This window comes from Ruegeria sp. CF2, assembly GCF_056537385.1.
The window spans coordinates 203,612-220,513 of the sequence record NZ_JBQFRL010000001.1 but is presented as its reverse complement, the minus strand read 5'-3'; the positions used below and the strand labels follow the sequence as shown (position 1 = coordinate 220,513).

Annotated in this window: 19 protein-coding genes; 8 read left to right on the top strand and 11 right to left on the bottom strand. The window is 60.6% G+C overall.

The features are described from left to right. Positions 1-137 precede the first annotated feature (137 nt). The 7 genes from ACR0IR_RS01045 (at position 138) to ACR0IR_RS01015 (ending at position 6,036) form a co-directional block, all read left to right on the top strand. Complete coding sequence (locus ACR0IR_RS01045; protein ID WP_170364892.1) at positions 138-623, top strand: acyloxyacyl hydrolase; 486 nt, start codon at positions 138-140, stop codon at positions 621-623. A gap of 78 nt (positions 624-701) precedes the next feature. Beyond that, positions 702-1,493, top strand: a complete 792-nt coding sequence (gene trpA, locus ACR0IR_RS01040; protein WP_480778955.1) for a tryptophan synthase subunit alpha — start codon at positions 702-704, stop codon at positions 1,491-1,493. Positions 1,494-1,651: 158 nt separating this feature from the next. After that, positions 1,652-2,818: an alpha-hydroxy acid oxidase gene (locus ACR0IR_RS01035; RefSeq protein WP_170364897.1), complete on the top strand. Its 1,167-nt coding sequence runs from the start codon at positions 1,652-1,654 to the stop codon at positions 2,816-2,818. 110 nt (positions 2,819-2,928) lie between these two features. Further along, complete coding sequence (locus ACR0IR_RS01030) at positions 2,929-3,585, top strand: 50S ribosomal protein L25/general stress protein Ctc (protein WP_170364899.1); 657 nt, start codon at positions 2,929-2,931, stop codon at positions 3,583-3,585. Positions 3,586-3,717: 132 nt separating this feature from the next. Beyond that, positions 3,718-4,404: an aminoacyl-tRNA hydrolase gene (gene pth, locus ACR0IR_RS01025; protein WP_170357091.1), complete on the top strand. Its 687-nt coding sequence runs from the start codon at positions 3,718-3,720 to the stop codon at positions 4,402-4,404. Between the two features lie 78 nt (positions 4,405-4,482). After that, positions 4,483-5,646, top strand: a complete 1,164-nt coding sequence (locus tag ACR0IR_RS01020; RefSeq protein ID WP_170364901.1) for a serine hydrolase domain-containing protein — start codon at positions 4,483-4,485, stop codon at positions 5,644-5,646. 9 nt (positions 5,647-5,655) lie between these two features. After that, the gene (locus ACR0IR_RS01015) at positions 5,656-6,036 is read left to right on the top strand and encodes a DUF2237 family protein (RefSeq protein ID WP_170364903.1); all 381 of its coding nucleotides are present in this window, start codon (positions 5,656-5,658) and stop codon (positions 6,034-6,036) included. A gap of 60 nt (positions 6,037-6,096) precedes the next feature. On the opposite strand, the gene trpB is transcribed toward ACR0IR_RS01015, so the two are convergent. From trpB to ACR0IR_RS00970, 9 genes are all read right to left on the bottom strand, one after another. Next, entirely contained in the window at positions 6,097-7,344 is a 1,248-nt protein-coding gene (trpB, locus tag ACR0IR_RS01010; RefSeq protein WP_170364905.1) for a tryptophan synthase subunit beta, read from the bottom strand. A 67-nt stretch (positions 7,345-7,411) separates the two neighbouring features. Further along, positions 7,412-7,747 (bottom strand): hypothetical protein, encoded by a 336-nt coding sequence (locus ACR0IR_RS01005; protein WP_170339900.1) that lies wholly within the window; start codon positions 7,745-7,747, stop codon positions 7,412-7,414. Positions 7,748-7,795: 48 nt separating this feature from the next. Then, entirely contained in the window at positions 7,796-8,440 is a 645-nt protein-coding gene (locus ACR0IR_RS01000; protein ID WP_170364907.1) for a phosphoribosylanthranilate isomerase, read from the bottom strand. A 6-nt stretch (positions 8,441-8,446) separates the two neighbouring features. After that, positions 8,447-8,797 (bottom strand): lipopolysaccharide assembly protein LapA domain-containing protein, encoded by a 351-nt coding sequence (locus tag ACR0IR_RS00995; RefSeq protein ID WP_170340535.1) that lies wholly within the window; start codon positions 8,795-8,797, stop codon positions 8,447-8,449. 7 nt (positions 8,798-8,804) lie between these two features. Further along, positions 8,805-9,089: an integration host factor subunit beta gene (ihfB, locus tag ACR0IR_RS00990; RefSeq protein WP_050603110.1), complete on the bottom strand. Its 285-nt coding sequence runs from the start codon at positions 9,087-9,089 to the stop codon at positions 8,805-8,807. 272 nt (positions 9,090-9,361) lie between these two features. Further along, entirely contained in the window at positions 9,362-11,038 is a 1,677-nt protein-coding gene (gene rpsA, locus ACR0IR_RS00985; RefSeq protein WP_170340458.1) for a 30S ribosomal protein S1, read from the bottom strand. A 271-nt stretch (positions 11,039-11,309) separates the two neighbouring features. Next, complete coding sequence (locus ACR0IR_RS00980) at positions 11,310-11,567, bottom strand: DUF6525 family protein (RefSeq protein WP_367646563.1); 258 nt, start codon at positions 11,565-11,567, stop codon at positions 11,310-11,312. Between the two features lie 204 nt (positions 11,568-11,771). Continuing rightward, entirely contained in the window at positions 11,772-13,457 is a 1,686-nt protein-coding gene (locus tag ACR0IR_RS00975) for a tryptophan halogenase family protein (protein WP_170339897.1), read from the bottom strand. A gap of 239 nt (positions 13,458-13,696) precedes the next feature. Beyond that, a complete protein-coding gene (locus ACR0IR_RS00970; protein ID WP_170364909.1) occupies positions 13,697-14,212 on the bottom strand; it encodes a hypothetical protein in 516 nt (171 codons plus the stop codon). Between the two features lie 216 nt (positions 14,213-14,428). On the opposite strand from ACR0IR_RS00970, the gene ACR0IR_RS00965 reads away from it, so the two are divergent. Continuing rightward, positions 14,429-14,908 (top strand): YHS domain-containing (seleno)protein, encoded by a 480-nt coding sequence (locus ACR0IR_RS00965; protein WP_170364911.1) that lies wholly within the window; start codon positions 14,429-14,431, stop codon positions 14,906-14,908. Between the two features lie 30 nt (positions 14,909-14,938). Here ACR0IR_RS00965 and cmk read toward each other — a convergent pair whose 3' ends face one another. Beyond that, positions 14,939-15,556, bottom strand: coding sequence for a (d)CMP kinase (gene cmk, locus ACR0IR_RS00960; RefSeq protein ID WP_480778954.1), 618 nt, complete (start codon positions 15,554-15,556; stop codon positions 14,939-14,941). Then, positions 15,553-16,899, bottom strand: coding sequence for a 3-phosphoshikimate 1-carboxyvinyltransferase (gene aroA / locus ACR0IR_RS00955; protein WP_170364915.1), 1,347 nt, complete (start codon positions 16,897-16,899; stop codon positions 15,553-15,555). Before aroA ends, cmk begins: the two co-directional genes overlap by 4 nt. Positions 16,900-16,902: the final 3 nt, after the last annotated feature.

Below are 16,902 nucleotides of genomic sequence, written 5' to 3'. Positions count from 1 at the left end.
GCACCTGCGGCTGCTGGCCCTGAGTCCAAACTGCAACATCACGAAAATGTAGGGAAAACGTGTGCTTGTTGACATTGAACACGAGAGAATAGTGTCAAACTTTAACTTTGTAACGAATATCAACAGCGAACATCCCCATGAAAAACCTCCTTTCAAGCGCCGCTTTTCTGGCTTTTTCAACAGCCGCGCAGGCGCAGTCGGTGATTTTCGGCGCCGGCTACGCCGACTATTCCGACAGCAGTTCGATTGACCAGGCGATCTTTTCCCTCGAATACCAGCACCGGCCATTTCACGAGGCCACCCGCTTCAGCGCTGCGCTGGGGGCCGCGCTGTCGGTGGACGAGGATGGAAACACACATATCGGCGCCGGGGTGATCGGGGTCTATTCCTTTGCCGACAGATGGTTTGTGGAAGGTAGCGTGATGCCGGGATTCTACAGCGAAGCCAACGAATTGAACGATCTGGGCGGGAGCTTCGAAATCCGAAGCCTTCTTGGGCTGGGCTATACGTTGAACAACGGCAATGACATATCGTTAGCCGTGACCCACAAATCGAATGCCAGCACGCAAGAGGAAAACCCCGGCGTGAACGCGCTCTTGCTGCGGTATCACCTGAACTTCTGACCCCACCGCTCAGGACGGGATTGATTTTCGGCCAAAGTTTCTGCACATCAGGTCCAAACCTGTATGCAAGGATCGTCCATGACCCGTATCGACGCCAAGTTCGCCGCCCTTAAAGCCGAGGGGAAGAAGGCCTTTGTCGCCTATATCATGGCCGGGGATCCCGACTATGACACCTCGCTTGAGATTGTTCGGGGCCTGCCGGCGGCCGGCGTGGACGTGATCGAACTGGGCCTGCCCTTCACCGATCCTATGGCGGACGGCCCCACCATTCAGGCGGCTGGTCAAAGGGCGCTGGACGGTGGCATGACGCTGCAGCGCACGCTGGATCTGGCCAAGGCATTCCGGGAAACCGATGACACCACCCCGATCGTACTGATGGGCTATTACAACCCGATCTACAGCCGCGGCGTGGACAAGTTCCTTGCCGACGCCAAAGAGACCGGCATCGACGGCCTGATCGTCGTCGACCTGCCACCCGAAGAAGATGAAGAACTGTGCCTGCCCGCGCAGGCGGCCGGTCTGAACTTCATCCGGCTGGCCACGCCAACCACGGATGACAAGCGCCTGCCGCGGGTGCTGCAGAACACCTCGGGCTTCGTCTATTACGTCTCGATCACCGGCATCACCGGCGCGGCCGAAGCCGAGGCAACCGATGTCGGCCCCGAGGTCGCGCGCATCAAGGCGGCGACCGATCTTCCGGTGATCGTGGGGTTCGGCATCAATACGCCCGAGAAATCACGTGCCATCGCCAGCGTTGCTGACGGAGCGGTGGTCGGCTCGGCCATCGTCAGCCAAATCGCCGCCGGCAAACCGGTGGCCGAGGTTCTGGACTTCGTGAAATCGCTGTCAGACCGCGCCCACAGCGCCTGACGCCAGAACCCCAAACGGATTGCAACCGCTGCAGGCCGCACGCCTGCGGCGGTTTTTCTTTGCGCCTTCGTCCCACCTGACCACTTGCGCAACTGGCCGTTGCGCCGCGACGGAAGAATTGGTAAAGAAACCTAACCAATCTGCAGAAGGGCGCGGCCATGCCTGTCATTACCAATATCGACGACCTCAAACGCATCTATGAACGCCGGGTGCCCCGGATGTTCTATGACTATGCCGAAAGCGGCAGCTGGACCGAGCGGACCTTCCGCGACAACAGCTCGGACTTCCACGACATCCGCCTACGCCAGAAGGTTGCGGTGGACATGTCCGGCCGCTCGACCGCGTCGCAGATGATCGGACAGGACGTGGCCATGCCGGTGGCCCTGGCACCCGTGGGCCTGACCGGGATGCAGCATGCGGATGGTGAAATGAAGGCCGCCAAGGCCGCGCTGGATTTCGGCGTGCCCTTCACGTTGTCGACCATGTCGATCAACTCGATCGAAGATGTGGCCGAACATACCGGCGCGCCTTTCTGGTTCCAGCTGTACACCATGAAGGACGAAGATTACGTCCGCCGCCTGATCCAGCGCGCCAAGGATGCCAACTGCTCGGCCCTGGTCATCACTCTTGATCTGCAGATCCTCGGCCAACGGCATAAGGACCTGAAGAACGGCCTGTCCGCCCCGCCGAAACTGACCGCCAAAACCATCGCCAACCTGATGACAAAATGGGCCTGGGGCATCGAGATGCTGGGCGCGAAGCGGCGCGAGTTCGGCAATATCGTGGGCCATGTGCAGGGCATCTCGGACGCCTCGTCGCTGGGCGCATGGACCGCCGAACAATTCGATCCCAGCCTCGACTGGAAGAAGATCGAGAAACTGATGGAGCAATGGGGCGGCAAGGTGATCCTGAAGGGCATCCTTGATCCCGAAGACGCCAAGATGGCGGCCAAGCTGGGTGCCGACGCCATCGTGGTCTCGAACCATGGCGGGCGGCAGCTGGACGGCGCGCTCAGCTCGATCCGGATGCTGCCGCGGATCATGGATGCGGTGGGCGGCGACGTCGAAGTGCATCTCGACAGCGGCATCCGCTCGGGGCAGGACGTGCTCAAGGCGCTGGCGCTGGGGGCAAAGGGCACCTATATCGGGCGCGCTTTCGTCTACGGGCTGGGCGCGATGGGACAAAAGGGCGTGACCACCGCGCTGGAAGTGATCCAGAAGGAACTGGACACCACCATGGCCCTGTGCGGCGAGCGCAACGTGGCCGATCTGGGGCCGCACAACCTGCTTGTCCCGCAGGATTTCTGCGGCCGCTGGCAGGAATGACGCGGAAATCGTTTTTACCCCTTTCCAAATGGCCGGATTCGGTCTAAGGACGCCGCTTCACGCGGGGTGACAGCCTTGGAGGCACCCTGCCCTAACATTGGAGATTTATCATGGCTGGTGAGATTCCTGATCTCGTAGCTCTGGAACGGACGGGGACGGGCAAGGGCGCCGCTCGTCAGGCACGCCGCGACGGCATGGTTCCGGGCATCGTATTTGGTGGCGAGAAAGACCCGCTGCCGATCCAGATTCCGTTCAACGAACTGTTCAAGCGCCTGAAGGCAGGCCGCTTCAAGTCGACCCTGTGGAACCTGAAGGTCGAAGGCCACGAAGACGTCCGCGTCATCTGCCGCGACGTTCAGCGTGATATCGTCAAGGACCTGCCGACCCACCTGGACCTGATGCGTCTGCGTCGTACGACCAAGATCGCCCTGTACATCCCCGTCGAATTCATCAACGAGGAAGAGGCCCCCGGCATCAAGAAGGGCGGCGTTCTGACCGTTGTCCGTCCCGAAGTCGAGCTGGTCTGCACCGCCGGCGACATCCCCGAAAAGATCACCGTCGATCTGACCGGTCTGGAAATCAACGACGTTGTCACCATCTCGTCGGTTGACCTGCCCAACGGCACCAAACCGACCATCGACCGTGATTTCGTGATTGCGAACATCTCGGCACCGACCGGCCTGGCGTCCAGCGACGATGAAGAAGGCGAAGGTGAAGAGGAAGTCGCAGCCGACGAAGTTGAAGTCGTAGGCAAAGACGAAGAATAAATCCGGATCCTTCGGATTGGAATTTGAAGCGGGGCCTCGTCCAGGGCCCCGTTTTTCTTTGAACGAGCGGCTGGCACTGGAAAGGCATCTCGTGCAATTCTGCGCCGGACCGAAACGCACAAGGAATTCGCGATGAAGCTGTTTGTCGGATTGGGCAACCCGGGCGCAAAGTATGCCCGCAACCGGCACAATATCGGTTTCATGGCGGTGGATGCCATCGCCAGAGATCATGGCTTTGGGCCATGGCGTTCGAAATTTCAGGGTGAAATATCCGAAGGAATGCTGGGCCGAGAAAAGGTCCTGCTGCTGAAGCCCATGACCTTCATGAACCGCTCGGGCCAATCGGTCGGCGAGGCCATGCGGTTCTTCAAGCTCGACTCAACCGATGTGACCGTTTTCCATGACGAACTGGACCTTGCACCCGGGAAGGTTCGCGCCAAGGCCGGTGGCGGCCATGCCGGGCATAACGGCCTGCGGTCGATCCACGACCATATCGGTGCCGCGTATGACCGTGTCCGGCTGGGAATCGGCCATCCCGGACGCAAAGAACTGGTCTCGCCCTATGTTCTAGGCGATTTCGCCAAGGCCGACGCCGACTGGCTGGACGATGTTCTACAAGGCGTTGCAGACGGGGCGGTTCATCTGGCTGCGGGCGATGCGGCCAAGTTCATGAACGCGGTGGCGCTGCGAACAGCGCCACCGCGTAGTTCCACCACGACGCCCAAATCCGAAACCAAGACCCCTCCTGCCCCGCAAGCCGAGACGCCACCGCCCGATGACCGCACGGCGATGCAGAAGCTGTTGGACAAGTTCCGATAGCGGCAAAGACCTTCCGCAACGTAGCAATTGCAGAATTGCAGTCATCACGATCCAATGCCGCCAAACGGGAGGAATATCATGAAAACAGGTCTGAAATGGCTGCTGCGAACCGTCCTGACGCTGGTCTTGGCCGCTGCAGTTGTCGGTTTCTGGAAGCGCGAGGAAATCCAGCGCCTTCTGGCGGTGAACTCTCTGTTTTCCGAAGAAAAGATCGTTCAGAATTTCTCCCACATGGACGCGGCTTTTCTGACTGTCGACCTCCCTCGCGGGAATGGTCCCACTTGGGACCTGCCCTATGGAGCTGAATTCGACCTGCCCGCCGAGACGGAAGACTGGATCGAAAAGCGCGCCGTCACATCGCTGCTGGTGATGCAAGATGGGCAGATCCGGTTCGAGGAGTATTTCCTGGGCACATCGCCAGAGGACCGCCGGATCTCGTGGTCGATGGCTAAAAGCTATTTGTCCGCTCTGTTCGGCATCCTTCTTGAGGAGGATGCCATAGCCTCGCTGGATGATCCGGTCATCAAATATGCCCCCAAGCTGCAGGGCAGCGCCTATGAGACAGCCACGATCCGCAACGTGCTGAACATGGCCAGCGGTGTGACCTTTGACGAAGATTATCTGGACCCGAAATCCGACATCAACCGGATGGGTCGGGTCGTCGCCCTGGGGGGCGAGTTGGATGACTTTGCGGCCTCGTTGAAGGACAGTTTCGCGGCACCGGGCGAGACCTGGCAGTATGTTTCCATCGATACCCATGTCATTGGAATGGTGATCCGAGGGGCGACGGGTCAAAGCGTCGCCGCGTTGCTGGACGAAAAGATCCTGCAGCACCTCGGTCTTGAGCGGGACGGATACTATATCACCGACGGCGCCGGCGTCGCCTTTGTTCTGGGTGGCTTGAATTTCACGACGCGGGATTACGCCCGCTTTGGCCAAATGATCCTGCAGAACGGCGTGCGCGATGGGCGCCAGATCGTTCCGGCCGACTGGATCAAGGAATCCACCTTGCCAAGCGCGCCGACCGAACCCGGAAAGATCGGCTACGGATATCAGTGGTGGATCCCCGTTGGCGCCCATGACGGTGAGTTTCTGGCACGCGGTGTTTATGGCCAGTACATGTATTTCGACCAGTCGCGCGGCGTGCTGATCGTAGCCACGGGCGCTGATCGGAAGTTCCGCGAGCCCGGTGTTAATGAGCAGAACATCGAAATGTTCCGCAAGATCGCGCAAAGCCTGTAAGGTGGATGCATGCAAAAGCAGGACAGCATAAATGTTCTGGGCGGCGTGCTGGCTCCGTGTTCACGAAAGCCCCTGACCGGTTTTTTCCGCGACGGGGCCTGCAACACCTGCCCTGAGGATCGCGGCAGCCACACGGTCTGCGCTGTGATGACGGCCGAGTTTCTGGCCTATTCAAAATATGTCGGCAACGACCTGAGCACGCCACGGCCCGAATTCGATTTCCCGGGCCTGAAGCCTGGCGACAGCTGGTGCCTGTGTGCCGCGCGGTTCATGCAGGCCCATGACGAAGGCTGTGCGCCAAAGGTCCATCTTGAGGCGACTCACCAGCGCGCATTGGAAATCGTGCCGCTGCACGTTCTGACCAGCCACCGCGCAAACTCCGAACAGTGAACCGGGAATGAAAAACCCGGCACGGTTGAAGCGTGCCGGGTCTTGTTCTTTGGGCAGCCCTCAGGTTGCGTCGCGACCCTCGGTATCAGACATGTCGAAGTTCAGATACTTGGCGACCGTTTGAACATCCTTGTCGCCACGTCCGCACATGTTCATGCAGATGATGTGATCCTTTGGCAGCTCCGGCGCGATCTTCATGACATGCGCTAGCGCGTGGCTGGGTTCGAGTGCGGGAATGATGCCCTCGGTCGCGCAGCACAGCTGGAACGCCTCAAGCGCCTCTTTGTCGGTGATCGAGACATATTGCGCGCGCCCGATATCGTGCAGCCAGGAATGTTCGGGGCCGATGCCCGGATAGTCTAGCCCGGCCGAAATCGAGTACCCCTCGAGGATCTGGCCGTCGTCGTCCTGCAGCAGATAGGTACGGTTGCCATGCAGAACACCAGGCCGGCCGCCCGTGAGCGAGGCGCAATGCTCCATCTTTTCGTTGACACCCTTGCCGCCTGCTTCGACGCCGATGATGTTGACCGATTTGTCGTCGAGGAAGGGATAGAACAGCCCCATGGCGTTCGAGCCGCCGCCGATCGCCGCGATGATCGTGTCCGGCAGGCGACCCTCGGCCTTCATCATCTGTTCCTTGGCTTCCTTGCCGATGATCGATTGAAAGTCGCGCACCATCGCCGGATACGGGTGCGGGCCGGCGACCGTACCGATGCAGTAGAACGTGTCGCGCACGTTGGTCACCCAGTCGCGCAGCGCGTCGTTCATAGCGTCCTTCAGGGTGCCGCGGCCCGAGGTCACCGGAATCACCTCGGCCCCCAGCAGACGCATGCGGAACACGTTGGGCGCTTGCCTCTGAACGTCATGTGCGCCCATATAGACCACGCATTTCAGACCGAACTTGGCGCAGACGGTCGCGGTGGCGACACCGTGCTGCCCGGCCCCAGTTTCGGCGATGATCCGGGTCTTTCCCATGCGGCGCGCCAGGATGATCTGGCCCAGCACGTTGTTGATCTTGTGCGCGCCGGTGTGGTTCAGCTCGTCGCGCTTCATATAGATCTTGGCGCCGCCCAGGTGCTCGGTCAGGCGCTCGGCGTGATACAGGGGCGACGGACGGCCCACATAGTTGGCCCACAGATCGTCCATCTCGGCCCAGAAGCTCGGGTCGGTCTTGGCCTTCTCGTATTCCTCCTCCAGCGACAGGATCAACGGCATCAGAGTCTCGCTGACGAACCGCCCGCCGAAAATGCCGAAGCGGCCGTTTTCATCCGGGCCGGACATGAAGGAATTGAACAGATCATTGGCCATGGTGGTCTCCATCGTCGTGCCTGTTGTTATTAGGAGGTGCCGGCGGGATTTGCCATCGCAAATCGCACTATTCCGCCGCGGTACTGCCGTTCATCCAGATAGTCAGCGCCTGATCCCGGGTCGGAATGGCGATGCAGGCAAAGTGACGGAAGTGGTAGGTATTGGCCAAACGGGGGGCGGCTTGCATCACCCCTCGGTGCGGGTTCGACTGGGCAAATGTCAGCATGGCTTCTACGTCGTGCCAAACGCTGAGCGAGAAATACGCGCCCTCATGCAAAAACACCTCGGCATGGAGGCACAAGGGATCGCCCTTGGCCTGGCGCAAGGCCTTCCCCGCACGCCAGAAAAACTCGGGCCCGTGGTACCATCGCTTCAGTGAAACCGCGCCAATTGCAGCCAGCATCCCGCATCCTCCCCTTTGAGAAGAATACGCAAGCGCGTTCTGGTCAGATCACCGTGCCGCTTCAATAAATGAGCGGATCAGGCACGGATCCTTGACACCCGGGGCGCTTTCCACGCCCGATGCTACATCCACCTGCCTTGCACCGGTCATACGGATCGCCTCGGCTACGTTGTCCGGGTTGAGTCCCCCCGACAGCATCCACGGCGTCCGCCAGTATTTGCGACCGGCGAGCAGACGCCAATCAAAGGGCAAACCGTTGCCGCCGGGCAGCTCAGAGTTCTTCGGCGGCTTGGCGTCAACCAACAACTGATCGGCCACGTCCGAATACAGGTCTATTGCGGCCAAATCCTCGGCTTCCGCCACTCCAATCGCCTTGATCACCGGCAAGCCGTAGCGTGATTTGACCTCGGCCACGCGCTCGGGGCTTTCCGCGCCATGCAGCTGCAGCATGTCCAGTGGAACGCCTGCGACGATCTCATCCAACTGTGCGTCGGTGAAGTTGACCGCCAGTGCCACTTTGGCTACGCCGACCGGCACGTCACTGGCCAGCGCCGCTGCCTGGGCAATCGGTGCATAGCGTGGAGACTTGGGAAAGAAATTGAACCCAATGTAACGCGCACCTGCTTCAACGGCGGCACGCACATGCTCGGGTGCGGTCAAGCCGCATATTTTTACGCTGATCTCGGAAGACATCGGCTCTCAGCTGGCCTCGTCCAGAAGGGCAAGCACATCGTCCTGGCCTTCGTTCTGCTTCTTCTTGAGCTTCTTGACCTCGCGCTCGAGCTTCTTGACCTCGGTCTTTTTGACGGTGGCGTCCTTGCGGTGCTTGTGCTCGCGCAGCCATTCCCACAAAAAACCGATGACAAGGCCGGCCACGATCCCGCCAAGAACCACAAGAAACAGCGGCAGAGAAGTAGCCAGATTGAAGCCAAGCAGGTCAGACAAGGCGTCCGGCATCAACTGCAACTGAACCATCTGGCGATTGGCCAGCGAGACCGAGACAAGGACGATCCCCAGGACCGCAAGAAAACCGTATCGAATGTAGCGCATCATGAGATCACGCTTTACCGTTCAAACGATCCCTTAGCAACTTGCCGGTCTTGAAAAACGGCACGCACTTTTCTTCGACCTGAACCGTCTCGCCAGTGCGTGGGTTTCGGCCGACCCGCGCATCCCGTTTCTTGACCGAAAAAGCTCCGAAGCCCCGCAGTTCGACGCGGTCACCGCGCGCCATCGCGTCAGTGACTTCCTCGAATACGGTATTCACGATCCGCTCGACATCACGTTGGTACAGATGTGGATTTTCGTCGGCGATTTTCTGAATCAGTTCTGAACGGATCATGCGTGCTACCCTCCCAGGTCACCGTGTCATCTCGTCTACTGGTTTGGTCAGTATAGGAAAAAACGGTGCCGGGTGGAATGTAAACTCTGTGTGTCCGGGGTGCATTTTCCAAGAAAGCACCGGAAATTCGCCTGTAGAGACGCGAATCCGGCGGTTCATGCCTGCACCTATCACCGAATAACTCGCAAAACCGGAACACATTGATTCGCAAAAGAAACGGCCCCGCTCGGGATGAGCGGGGCCGTCTGAGTGTTCAAAACTGCAAGTCTGGCTTAGTCGCCGGACTTCAGCGCTGCGCCAAGGATATCGCCCAGCGATGCACCCGAGTCGGAGGAACCGTACTGTTCCACGGCCTCTTTCTCTTCGGCGATTTCGCGCGCCTTGATCGACAGGCCCAGACGGCGGGTCTTGCTGTCCACGTTGGTGACGCGGACGTCGACCTTGTCACCGACCGAGAAACGCTCGGGGCGCTGTTCGGCACGGTCGCGGCTCAGGTCCGAACGGCGGATGAAGGACTTCATGCCTTCGTACTCCACCTCGATACCGCCATCTTCGATCGCGGTCACTTCGACGGTGATGACCGAGCCACGCTTCACGCCGCCCACGGCTTCGGCGAACTTGTCACCGCCCAGGGCTTTGATCGACAGCGAGATACGCTCTTTTTCGACGTCAACTTCCGAGACAACCGCCTGAACGACGTCGCCCTTGCGGTAGTTCTGGATGGCATCTTCGCCACGCTCGTCCCACGACAGGTCGGACAGGTGAACCATGCCGTCGATGTCGCCTTCCAGGCCGATGAACAGACCGAATTCGGTGATGTTCTTGACTTCGCCTTCGACCTGCGTGCCCTCGGGGTGCGTTTCTGCAAACACTTCCCACGGGTTGCGCTGGGTCTGCTTGAGGCCCAGAGACACGCGACGCTTGGCCCCGTCGATTTCCAGAACCATGACGTCGACTTCCTGGCTGGTCGAAACGATCTTGCCGGGGTGGACGTTTTTCTTGGTCCAGGACATCTCGGACACGTGCACCAGACCTTCGACACCGGGCTCCAGCTCGACGAACGCGCCGTAGTCGGTGATGTTGGTGACGCGACCCTTGTGCACCGAACCCAGCGGGTACTTGGCGCCAACCAGATCCCACGGATCTTCCTGCAGCTGCTTCATGCCCAGGCTGATGCGGTGGGTTTCCTTGTTGATCTTGATAACCTGAACCTTGATGGTTTCGCCGATCGTCAGGATCTCGGACGGGTGGTTCACACGGCGCCATGCCATGTCGGTGACGTGCAGCAGGCCGTCAACGCCGCCCAGGTCAACGAATGCACCGTATTCGGTGATGTTCTTGACGACACCCTCGACGGTCTGACCTTCGGACAGGTTGCCGATGACCTCGGCACGCTGTTCGGCACGCGATTCTTCCAGGATTGCACGACGCGAGACAACGATGTTGCCACGGCGGCGGTCCATTTTCAGGATCTGGAACGGCTGCTTCAGACCCATCAGCGGGCCAGCGTCGCGCACGGGGCGAACGTCAACCTGGCTGCCGGGCAGGAACGCAACTGCGCCACCCAGATCCACGGTGAAGCCACCTTTGACGCGACCAAAGATAGCGCCTTCGACGCGCTGGTCGTCGGCATATGCTTTTTCCAGACGGTCCCATGCCTCTTCACGGCGGGCCATCTCGCGCGAGATGACGGCTTCGCCACGGGCGTTTTCTGCGGCGCGCAGGTAGACTTCGACCTCGTCGCCAACAGCGATTTCAGGAGCTTCGCCGGGATTTGCGAATTCTTTCAGATCGACACGGCCTTCCATCTTGTAGCCTACGTCGATGATGGCCTGGCCCGCTTCGATCGCGATGACCTTGCCTTTGACAACCGAACCCTCTTCGGGGGTGTCCATTTCGAAGCTTTCGTTCAGGAGGGCTTCGAATTCCTCCATGGATGCGTTAGCCATGTGGCGTTGTTTTCCTTTACATAATGTTTTTGCTGGCCGAGCGGTTGTCTCCGCCGGTCTTGTTTCATGATGTCCTCTGGCGTGACCCGGTGCGCATCTGGCTAAACAAACACAAAGGGCCGAGGAAACCCGGCCCTGCTCAGATACGTCGTCCGGGCGTTGACCGCCCTTGTTCAGACAGCGCGCGTATAGGCGGATTCTGGGCACAGCGCAAGCAGAAAGGCCCTTGTTGCAAGCCGACGCGGGATTCCGCTTGCGTTTTCCGGGCCAGCTACTCCTCCCAAATCCGGGCATCCCTCAGCAGCATGGCCTGCTCGATCGCATTCAAACGTGCCAGAGCGTCGGCCGGGGCCTTTGCCCCACCGGCTGCCTTCCAAATCTTGAGGGCCGAGTTCGGACTCCACGGCAAACAGGCATTCGCAAGCCACTGACGCAACTGAGGCGGAAGGGTGTCATAGGCCTGCATGGCGGGGCGGTGCCGTCTCCGGCGGTTCAGGCGGCTGCGCAGATTGCGTCTTTGATTGGTCATGGGCATCGACTGTACCAATGCGAATTTTCAGAGCGGGAACTGGACCGGACGGAATGGGTTGGGGAAACGTCCCAACTGATGTGGTATGTTATTACGTAACATGGCTTTGTTGCGCAACCCCGGATTGAGGTCAAAAAAGGCAGGGTTCTGCAACCCTGCCCTCAACCATTTCGAAGCTCTCAATATTAGCCGAAGCCGAGAGACCTAGAACAGTTGCAGGTCTTTCTTGCCGCTTTGAATCTCGGCCAGGTTCGGCATGTTCTGGATGACCACCGGTTCGGGCGCGGCACCCGGCATCGGAACGGTCGGCTGTGCCGCCTTGGCCATCGCAAAGGTGGGTTGCTTGAGCTCTCCGCGAATGTCGCGCAGAAGGGTTTTGTGATCCGGCATCGCTTTCAGGATCTGCGCAAGGTCCACTTTCGCGCCCTTCCACCACTGGAACCAGATGTCCTTCCGCAATGGTCGAATGCGATCACGAATTCCTGTGCCATACCCCGTGTCATAGACCTGCTTGCCCAGCAGAACCGTCTGATAGACGCGATGGTCAAACAGCGTTGCGAACTCGACATCGTGCTGCATCGGAAGGCGGTTCTTCCAAAGCTCGAGGTTTTCAGCCAGCCGGTCCGGCACTTTCATTTCGGTCCGCGCGTCGATCCAGTATTGATCATCGGTACGATTGTTCAGCTTGTAATGCAGGCAAATGAAATCCAGCACCTCGTCATAGAGCTTGTTCATCTGACGATTGTACCTGTCCCTCAGTGAGGGTTCGATATCGCGGGTCGGCAAATGCTCGGCGAACCAGCGCACAGCATGGTCGACCATATGGATCGCAGTGCTTTCAAGCGGCTCGATGAACCCACCGGCCAGCCCGATTGCAACGCAGTTCTTCACCCACGCATTGCGAACGCGCCCGATCCGCATGGGGATCACCCGCGGCGTCGCGCCTTTGCCGCTGTCACCCAGCCACTCCAGATATTCGTCCGCCGCTTGATCATCCGTCCGGTGCGCGGATGAATACACGTATCCCGTACCCACACGGTTGTAGAGAGGCACGCGCCATGTCCAACCAGCGCCAAGTGCAGTCGATCGCGTGACGCTTTCGATCTTCCGCGGATTGGGGTGCTCGATCTGCAACGCCATGGCACGGTCGTTCGGCAGATAGTCCGAATAATCCATGAACGGCTCGCCCAGTGCCTGATTGATGATCAGGCCGCGGAAACCGGTGCAATCCACGACCATTTCGATATCGTGGCGGCCTGCACGCTCAAGCATCAGATGGCTGACATTACCCTGTTCATTCAACTCGACCGACTGCACCTCATCGCGGATATGTTCGACGCCACGCTGCGTACAGACCCTGGTCAGCATGCCTGCGAATTTTACGGCGTCCAGGTGATAGGCATAGCCAAACCGCTGCTCGAATTCGGGTTGCCCCAGAAGCCGCGCGCCCTTGCACAGCCGGGCCAGATCATCATGCGGCGAGATGGACTGAGTGAAATCCCGGTCCCCGTTGCCAAACCGAAGGAAGTATTCGGCAGCCTCGAGTCCTTCCAGCATCTGGCCATGGGCAAATGGGTTCACGTAGTCGATGCGCTTTCCCTTTGCGTCCTTGTTCCAGTTGCAGAATTTGACGCCCAGCTTGAACGACGCATTGGTTTCGCGGAAAAAGTCTCGCTCGGAAATTCCAGCCTGACGGAGCGTGACTGGCATACGTGGCACGGTCGCTTCACCAACGCCGACCGTGGCGATGTTCGGGCTTTCGATCAGGCAGATCCGCGGACGGTCCTTGGGTGCTGACGTGCGCGAAAACACCATCTCGAGTAGCAGCGCCGTCATCCAGCCGGCCGTACCGCCACCCACGATAGTGATTTTTTGCAAACGATTATTCATGTTGTTCTGTCCCTGTTGGCTGTGAGGATTATGCGGCCGCCTGCCCGTTTTTCCGGGCCTCGGTGGCGACCTCCCCTTATCGCTGAGGGAAACTATAGCAGCTTTCCGGCATCCAGCTAGGGCCAATGGCGGCATCAAGTGGGCCCAAACGGGCGCCTCTGCCAAAGCAACGCATGGTCACGGCCTGTTTCCCCGGCACCTAACGGCAAGCGATGACGGATGAACCTTCCGAGGCAGCCTCAGATGTCCTCGCCTTTCTTCAGAAGATCGTCGATCAGTTCGCGTTGCAGATCATGGCTGTCGCCACCGCCGAACTCGGCCGCACCCCCGGAAAAGAGAGTGCCATAGGTCCGAGCGATATTGACGGTCTGCGCCAGGCCCGAGATCAGTTGATCCTTGTTCAGCCGTGACAGCGGGTGGATGAACACGGCCCACAAGGTTCCGTTGGCGATCGCATAGCGCGCGTCCAGCGTGCTGTCGAAATTGGCCTGCATCATGCGCTGCAAGTCTTCGGCCGAAAGCTCTGAGGTGCCGCTGATCGCAACCATCGCCCGCATCCGGTCTGCATGCACATCAGTAACAACCAGTACCGGCACATCGGAAATCGTCATGGTAAAGCCCGGACCCTGCGGCTCGGCATCGGGGTCGAGGGCAAAGATGATCTTGCCCATTCTCTCGTAGGTCATCGGTGGCTCGGCTTCCTGCGCCAATGCATGGCCGGCCATCAAAGCCCAGATCAAGGCAAATCGGATCATCCGCTCTCTCCACCATAGACGCGTTCAGCCTAAGCGGGGACTGATCAACTGGCCAAACACAGCTTGGTGAGCCGGTTTGGCTGGCTCTCGGCAAGTGCGAACGATCTGCAAAGTTTTCCGTCCGCCCTGCGATTACGCGTCCGCAAGCCGGCATTTATCTGATCAGCACAGGTCGGCGCGAGTGCCGGCCACAACTGAACATGAAAGGAACACACAATGAAATCTGCTGTACTCGGCGCCCTTGTCGCCGTCCTGCCGATGATCGCCGCACCGGCTTTTGCGGCGGATGAGATCAATGTCTCGAACGGGATCTCGGCCGGCGGTGCGCCGCTGGCTGCTCACGGCGTCGATCTGGTGGCGCTGGTCACCGACGGCAACCCGGTCGAAGGGTTCGCCACGCATTCGGCCACCTATGATGGCGCGTCCTACTACTTCACTTCGGCTGAGAACCGCGAAGCATTCGAGGCCAATCCCGAGGCATACCTGCCGCAGCACGGCGGCTTCTGCTCGTACGGTGTTTCCGTAGGCAAGAAGTTCGATGGCGATCCGGATCAATACCTGCTGGCCGGTGGCAAGCTGTACCTGTTTCTGAACGCGGCAACCCGCGCCAAGTTCTTCGAGGACGTGTCCGGCACAGCCAAGACTGCGGATGACCAGTGGGCGAATATCAAGTCGATTGCCGTCGGCGATCTGTGATCGGACTGTCGCCAAGGGCTGTCCGCGGCCTCACCTTGCCGCCGGCAGCTTTCCTTGGATAACCGCGATCGCCTTTTCCAGCGCGGCCTCGATGCTCAGGTCCGACGTGTCCAGTAAAACGGCATCGTCGGCAGGTTTCATCGGGGCCGTGCTGCGCTCGGCGTCCCGCGCGTCGCGCTCGCGAACATCGGCCAGAACCTGCGCGCGGGTTACATCCGCGCCTTTGTCTGCCAGTTCCAGATAGCGTCGCTCGGCGCGCTCTTCGGGGCTGGCGGTGACGAACAGCTTCACCTCGGCCTCGGGGCAGATCACCGTGCCGATGTCCCGCCCGTCAAGCACCGCGCCGCCGGCCCGCCGGGCAAAGCTGCGCTGGAAATCGACCAGAGCTGCGCGCACCTCGGGGATCACCGCCACTTTCGACGCCGCCTGTGCGATCTCGGCGGTCCGCAGGTCGCCCTGCTCCAACTCCTCGGCCGTGAGGGACCGCGCCGCCTCGACCGGGTCGGTGCCGTCCAACGTGCGTCGGCCGACCGCGCGATAGAGCAGCCCCGTATCCAGATGCGCCAGCCCGAAATGCGCAGCCACGGCCTTGGAGATCGTGCCCTTGCCCGCAGCGGCCGGGCCGTCGATGGCGACGGTAAAGCTCATGTGCGTTCGACCTTGGCGCCAAGGCCCTTCATCAGCGGCTCGAAGATCGGGAACGAGGTCGCGATGGGGCTGCCGTCATCGACCGAGACCGCCTGTTGCGCGCCCATGCCCATCACCATGAACGACATGGCGATGCGATGGTCCAGAAAGCTTTCGCAGGTGCCGCCGCCGGGAACGCCGCCGATGCCCAGCCCTTCGACCGACCACCAGTCATCGCCCTCGTCAACCGTGACGCCGTTGGCCCGCAGGCCCCGCGCCATGGCGTCGATGCGGTCGCTTTCCTTGACGCGCAGTTCCTTGACGCCGCCCATCATCGTCTTACCGGTGGCGTTGGCCGCAACCACCGACAGCACCGGATATTCGTCGATCATCGAAGCCGCGCGTTCGGGCGGGACGTCAATGCCCTTCATGTCGGGCGAGTAGCGCGCGCGCAGGTCGGCGACCGGCTCGCCGCCTTCCTCGCGCATATTCTCATAGGTCAGATCGGCGCCCATCTCACGCAACGTGGTGAACAGGCCGGCGCGCGTGGGGTTCAGGCCGATGCCGGGCACCAGAACGTCCGATCCCGGCGTGATCAGCGCCGCACAGACCGGGAAGGCCGCGCTGGAGGGATCGCGCGGTACGGCGATCACCTGCGGTTTCAACTCAGGCCGGCCGGTCAATGTGATGACCCGGCCTTCGTCGGTATCCTCGACCGTGATTTCGGCGCCAAACCCGGCCAGCATCCGTTCGGAATGGTCTCGGGTGGCTTCCTTCTCGATCACCACGGTTTTGCCGGGCGCGTTCAGGCCGGCCAGCAGAACGGCGGATTTCACCTGGGCCGAGGGCACCGGCACTTCGTACCACACCGGCACCGGATCGGCCGCGCCGACGATGGTCATGGGCAGACGCCCGCCCGAGCGACCCACGGCCTGTGCCCCGAACAGGGCCAACGGATCGGTCACCCGCGCCATCGGGCGCTTGTTCAGGCTGGCATCGCCGGTGAAGGTCGCGCTGATCGGGCTGGTCGCCATCGCGCCCATGATCAGGCGCACGCCCGTGCCCGAGTTGCCGCAGTCGATCACCTGATCCGGCTCGGCAAAGCCGCCCACGCCGACGCCGTGCACTGTCCATTCGCCATTCCCGTGCGAGATCACCTCGGCCCCGAAGGCGCGCATCGCCTTGGCGGTGTCCAGAACGTCTTCGCCTTCCAGCAGGCCCGAGATCCGGGTCTCGCCCACGGCCATCGCCCCAAGGATCAGAGAGCGGTGCGAAATCGACTTGTCACCCGGCACTTCGGCCGTGCCGGTCAGCGGGCCGCAGGGATGCGAGGTCATCGGGATGGGCGTGCCGTGTCCGGACATGAG

Coding starts and splice junctions, on each gene's coding strand:
- ACR0IR_RS01045 (WP_170364892.1), top strand. CDS start 138: ATGAAAAACCTCCTTTCAAGCGCCGCTTTTCTGGCTTTTTCAACAGCC.
- trpA (WP_480778955.1), top strand. CDS start 702: ATGACCCGTATCGACGCCAAGTTCGCCGCCCTTAAAGCCGAGGGGAAG.
- ACR0IR_RS01035 (WP_170364897.1), top strand. CDS start 1,652: ATGCCTGTCATTACCAATATCGACGACCTCAAACGCATCTATGAACGC.
- ACR0IR_RS01030 (WP_170364899.1), top strand. CDS start 2,929: ATGGCTGGTGAGATTCCTGATCTCGTAGCTCTGGAACGGACGGGGACG.
- pth (WP_170357091.1), top strand. CDS start 3,718: ATGAAGCTGTTTGTCGGATTGGGCAACCCGGGCGCAAAGTATGCCCGC.
- ACR0IR_RS01020 (WP_170364901.1), top strand. CDS start 4,483: ATGAAAACAGGTCTGAAATGGCTGCTGCGAACCGTCCTGACGCTGGTC.
- ACR0IR_RS01015 (WP_170364903.1), top strand. CDS start 5,656: ATGCAAAAGCAGGACAGCATAAATGTTCTGGGCGGCGTGCTGGCTCCG.
- trpB (WP_170364905.1), bottom strand. CDS start 7,344: ATGGCCAATGATCTGTTCAATTCCTTCATGTCCGGCCCGGATGAAAAC.
- ACR0IR_RS01005 (WP_170339900.1), bottom strand. CDS start 7,747: ATGCTGGCTGCAATTGGCGCGGTTTCACTGAAGCGATGGTACCACGGG.
- ACR0IR_RS01000 (WP_170364907.1), bottom strand. CDS start 8,440: ATGTCTTCCGAGATCAGCGTAAAAATATGCGGCTTGACCGCACCCGAG.
- ACR0IR_RS00995 (WP_170340535.1), bottom strand. CDS start 8,797: ATGCGCTACATTCGATACGGTTTTCTTGCGGTCCTGGGGATCGTCCTT.
- ihfB (WP_050603110.1), bottom strand. CDS start 9,089: ATGATCCGTTCAGAACTGATTCAGAAAATCGCCGACGAAAATCCACAT.
- rpsA (WP_170340458.1), bottom strand. CDS start 11,038: ATGGCTAACGCATCCATGGAGGAATTCGAAGCCCTCCTGAACGAAAGC.
- ACR0IR_RS00980 (WP_367646563.1), bottom strand. CDS start 11,567: ATGACCAATCAAAGACGCAATCTGCGCAGCCGCCTGAACCGCCGGAGA.
- ACR0IR_RS00975 (WP_170339897.1), bottom strand. CDS start 13,457: ATGAATAATCGTTTGCAAAAAATCACTATCGTGGGTGGCGGTACGGCC.
- ACR0IR_RS00970 (WP_170364909.1), bottom strand. CDS start 14,212: ATGATCCGATTTGCCTTGATCTGGGCTTTGATGGCCGGCCATGCATTG.
- ACR0IR_RS00965 (WP_170364911.1), top strand. CDS start 14,429: ATGAAATCTGCTGTACTCGGCGCCCTTGTCGCCGTCCTGCCGATGATC.
- cmk (WP_480778954.1), bottom strand. CDS start 15,556: ATGAGCTTTACCGTCGCCATCGACGGCCCGGCCGCTGCGGGCAAGGGC.
- aroA (WP_170364915.1), bottom strand. CDS start 16,899: ATGTCCGGACACGGCACGCCCATCCCGATGACCTCGCATCCCTGCGGC.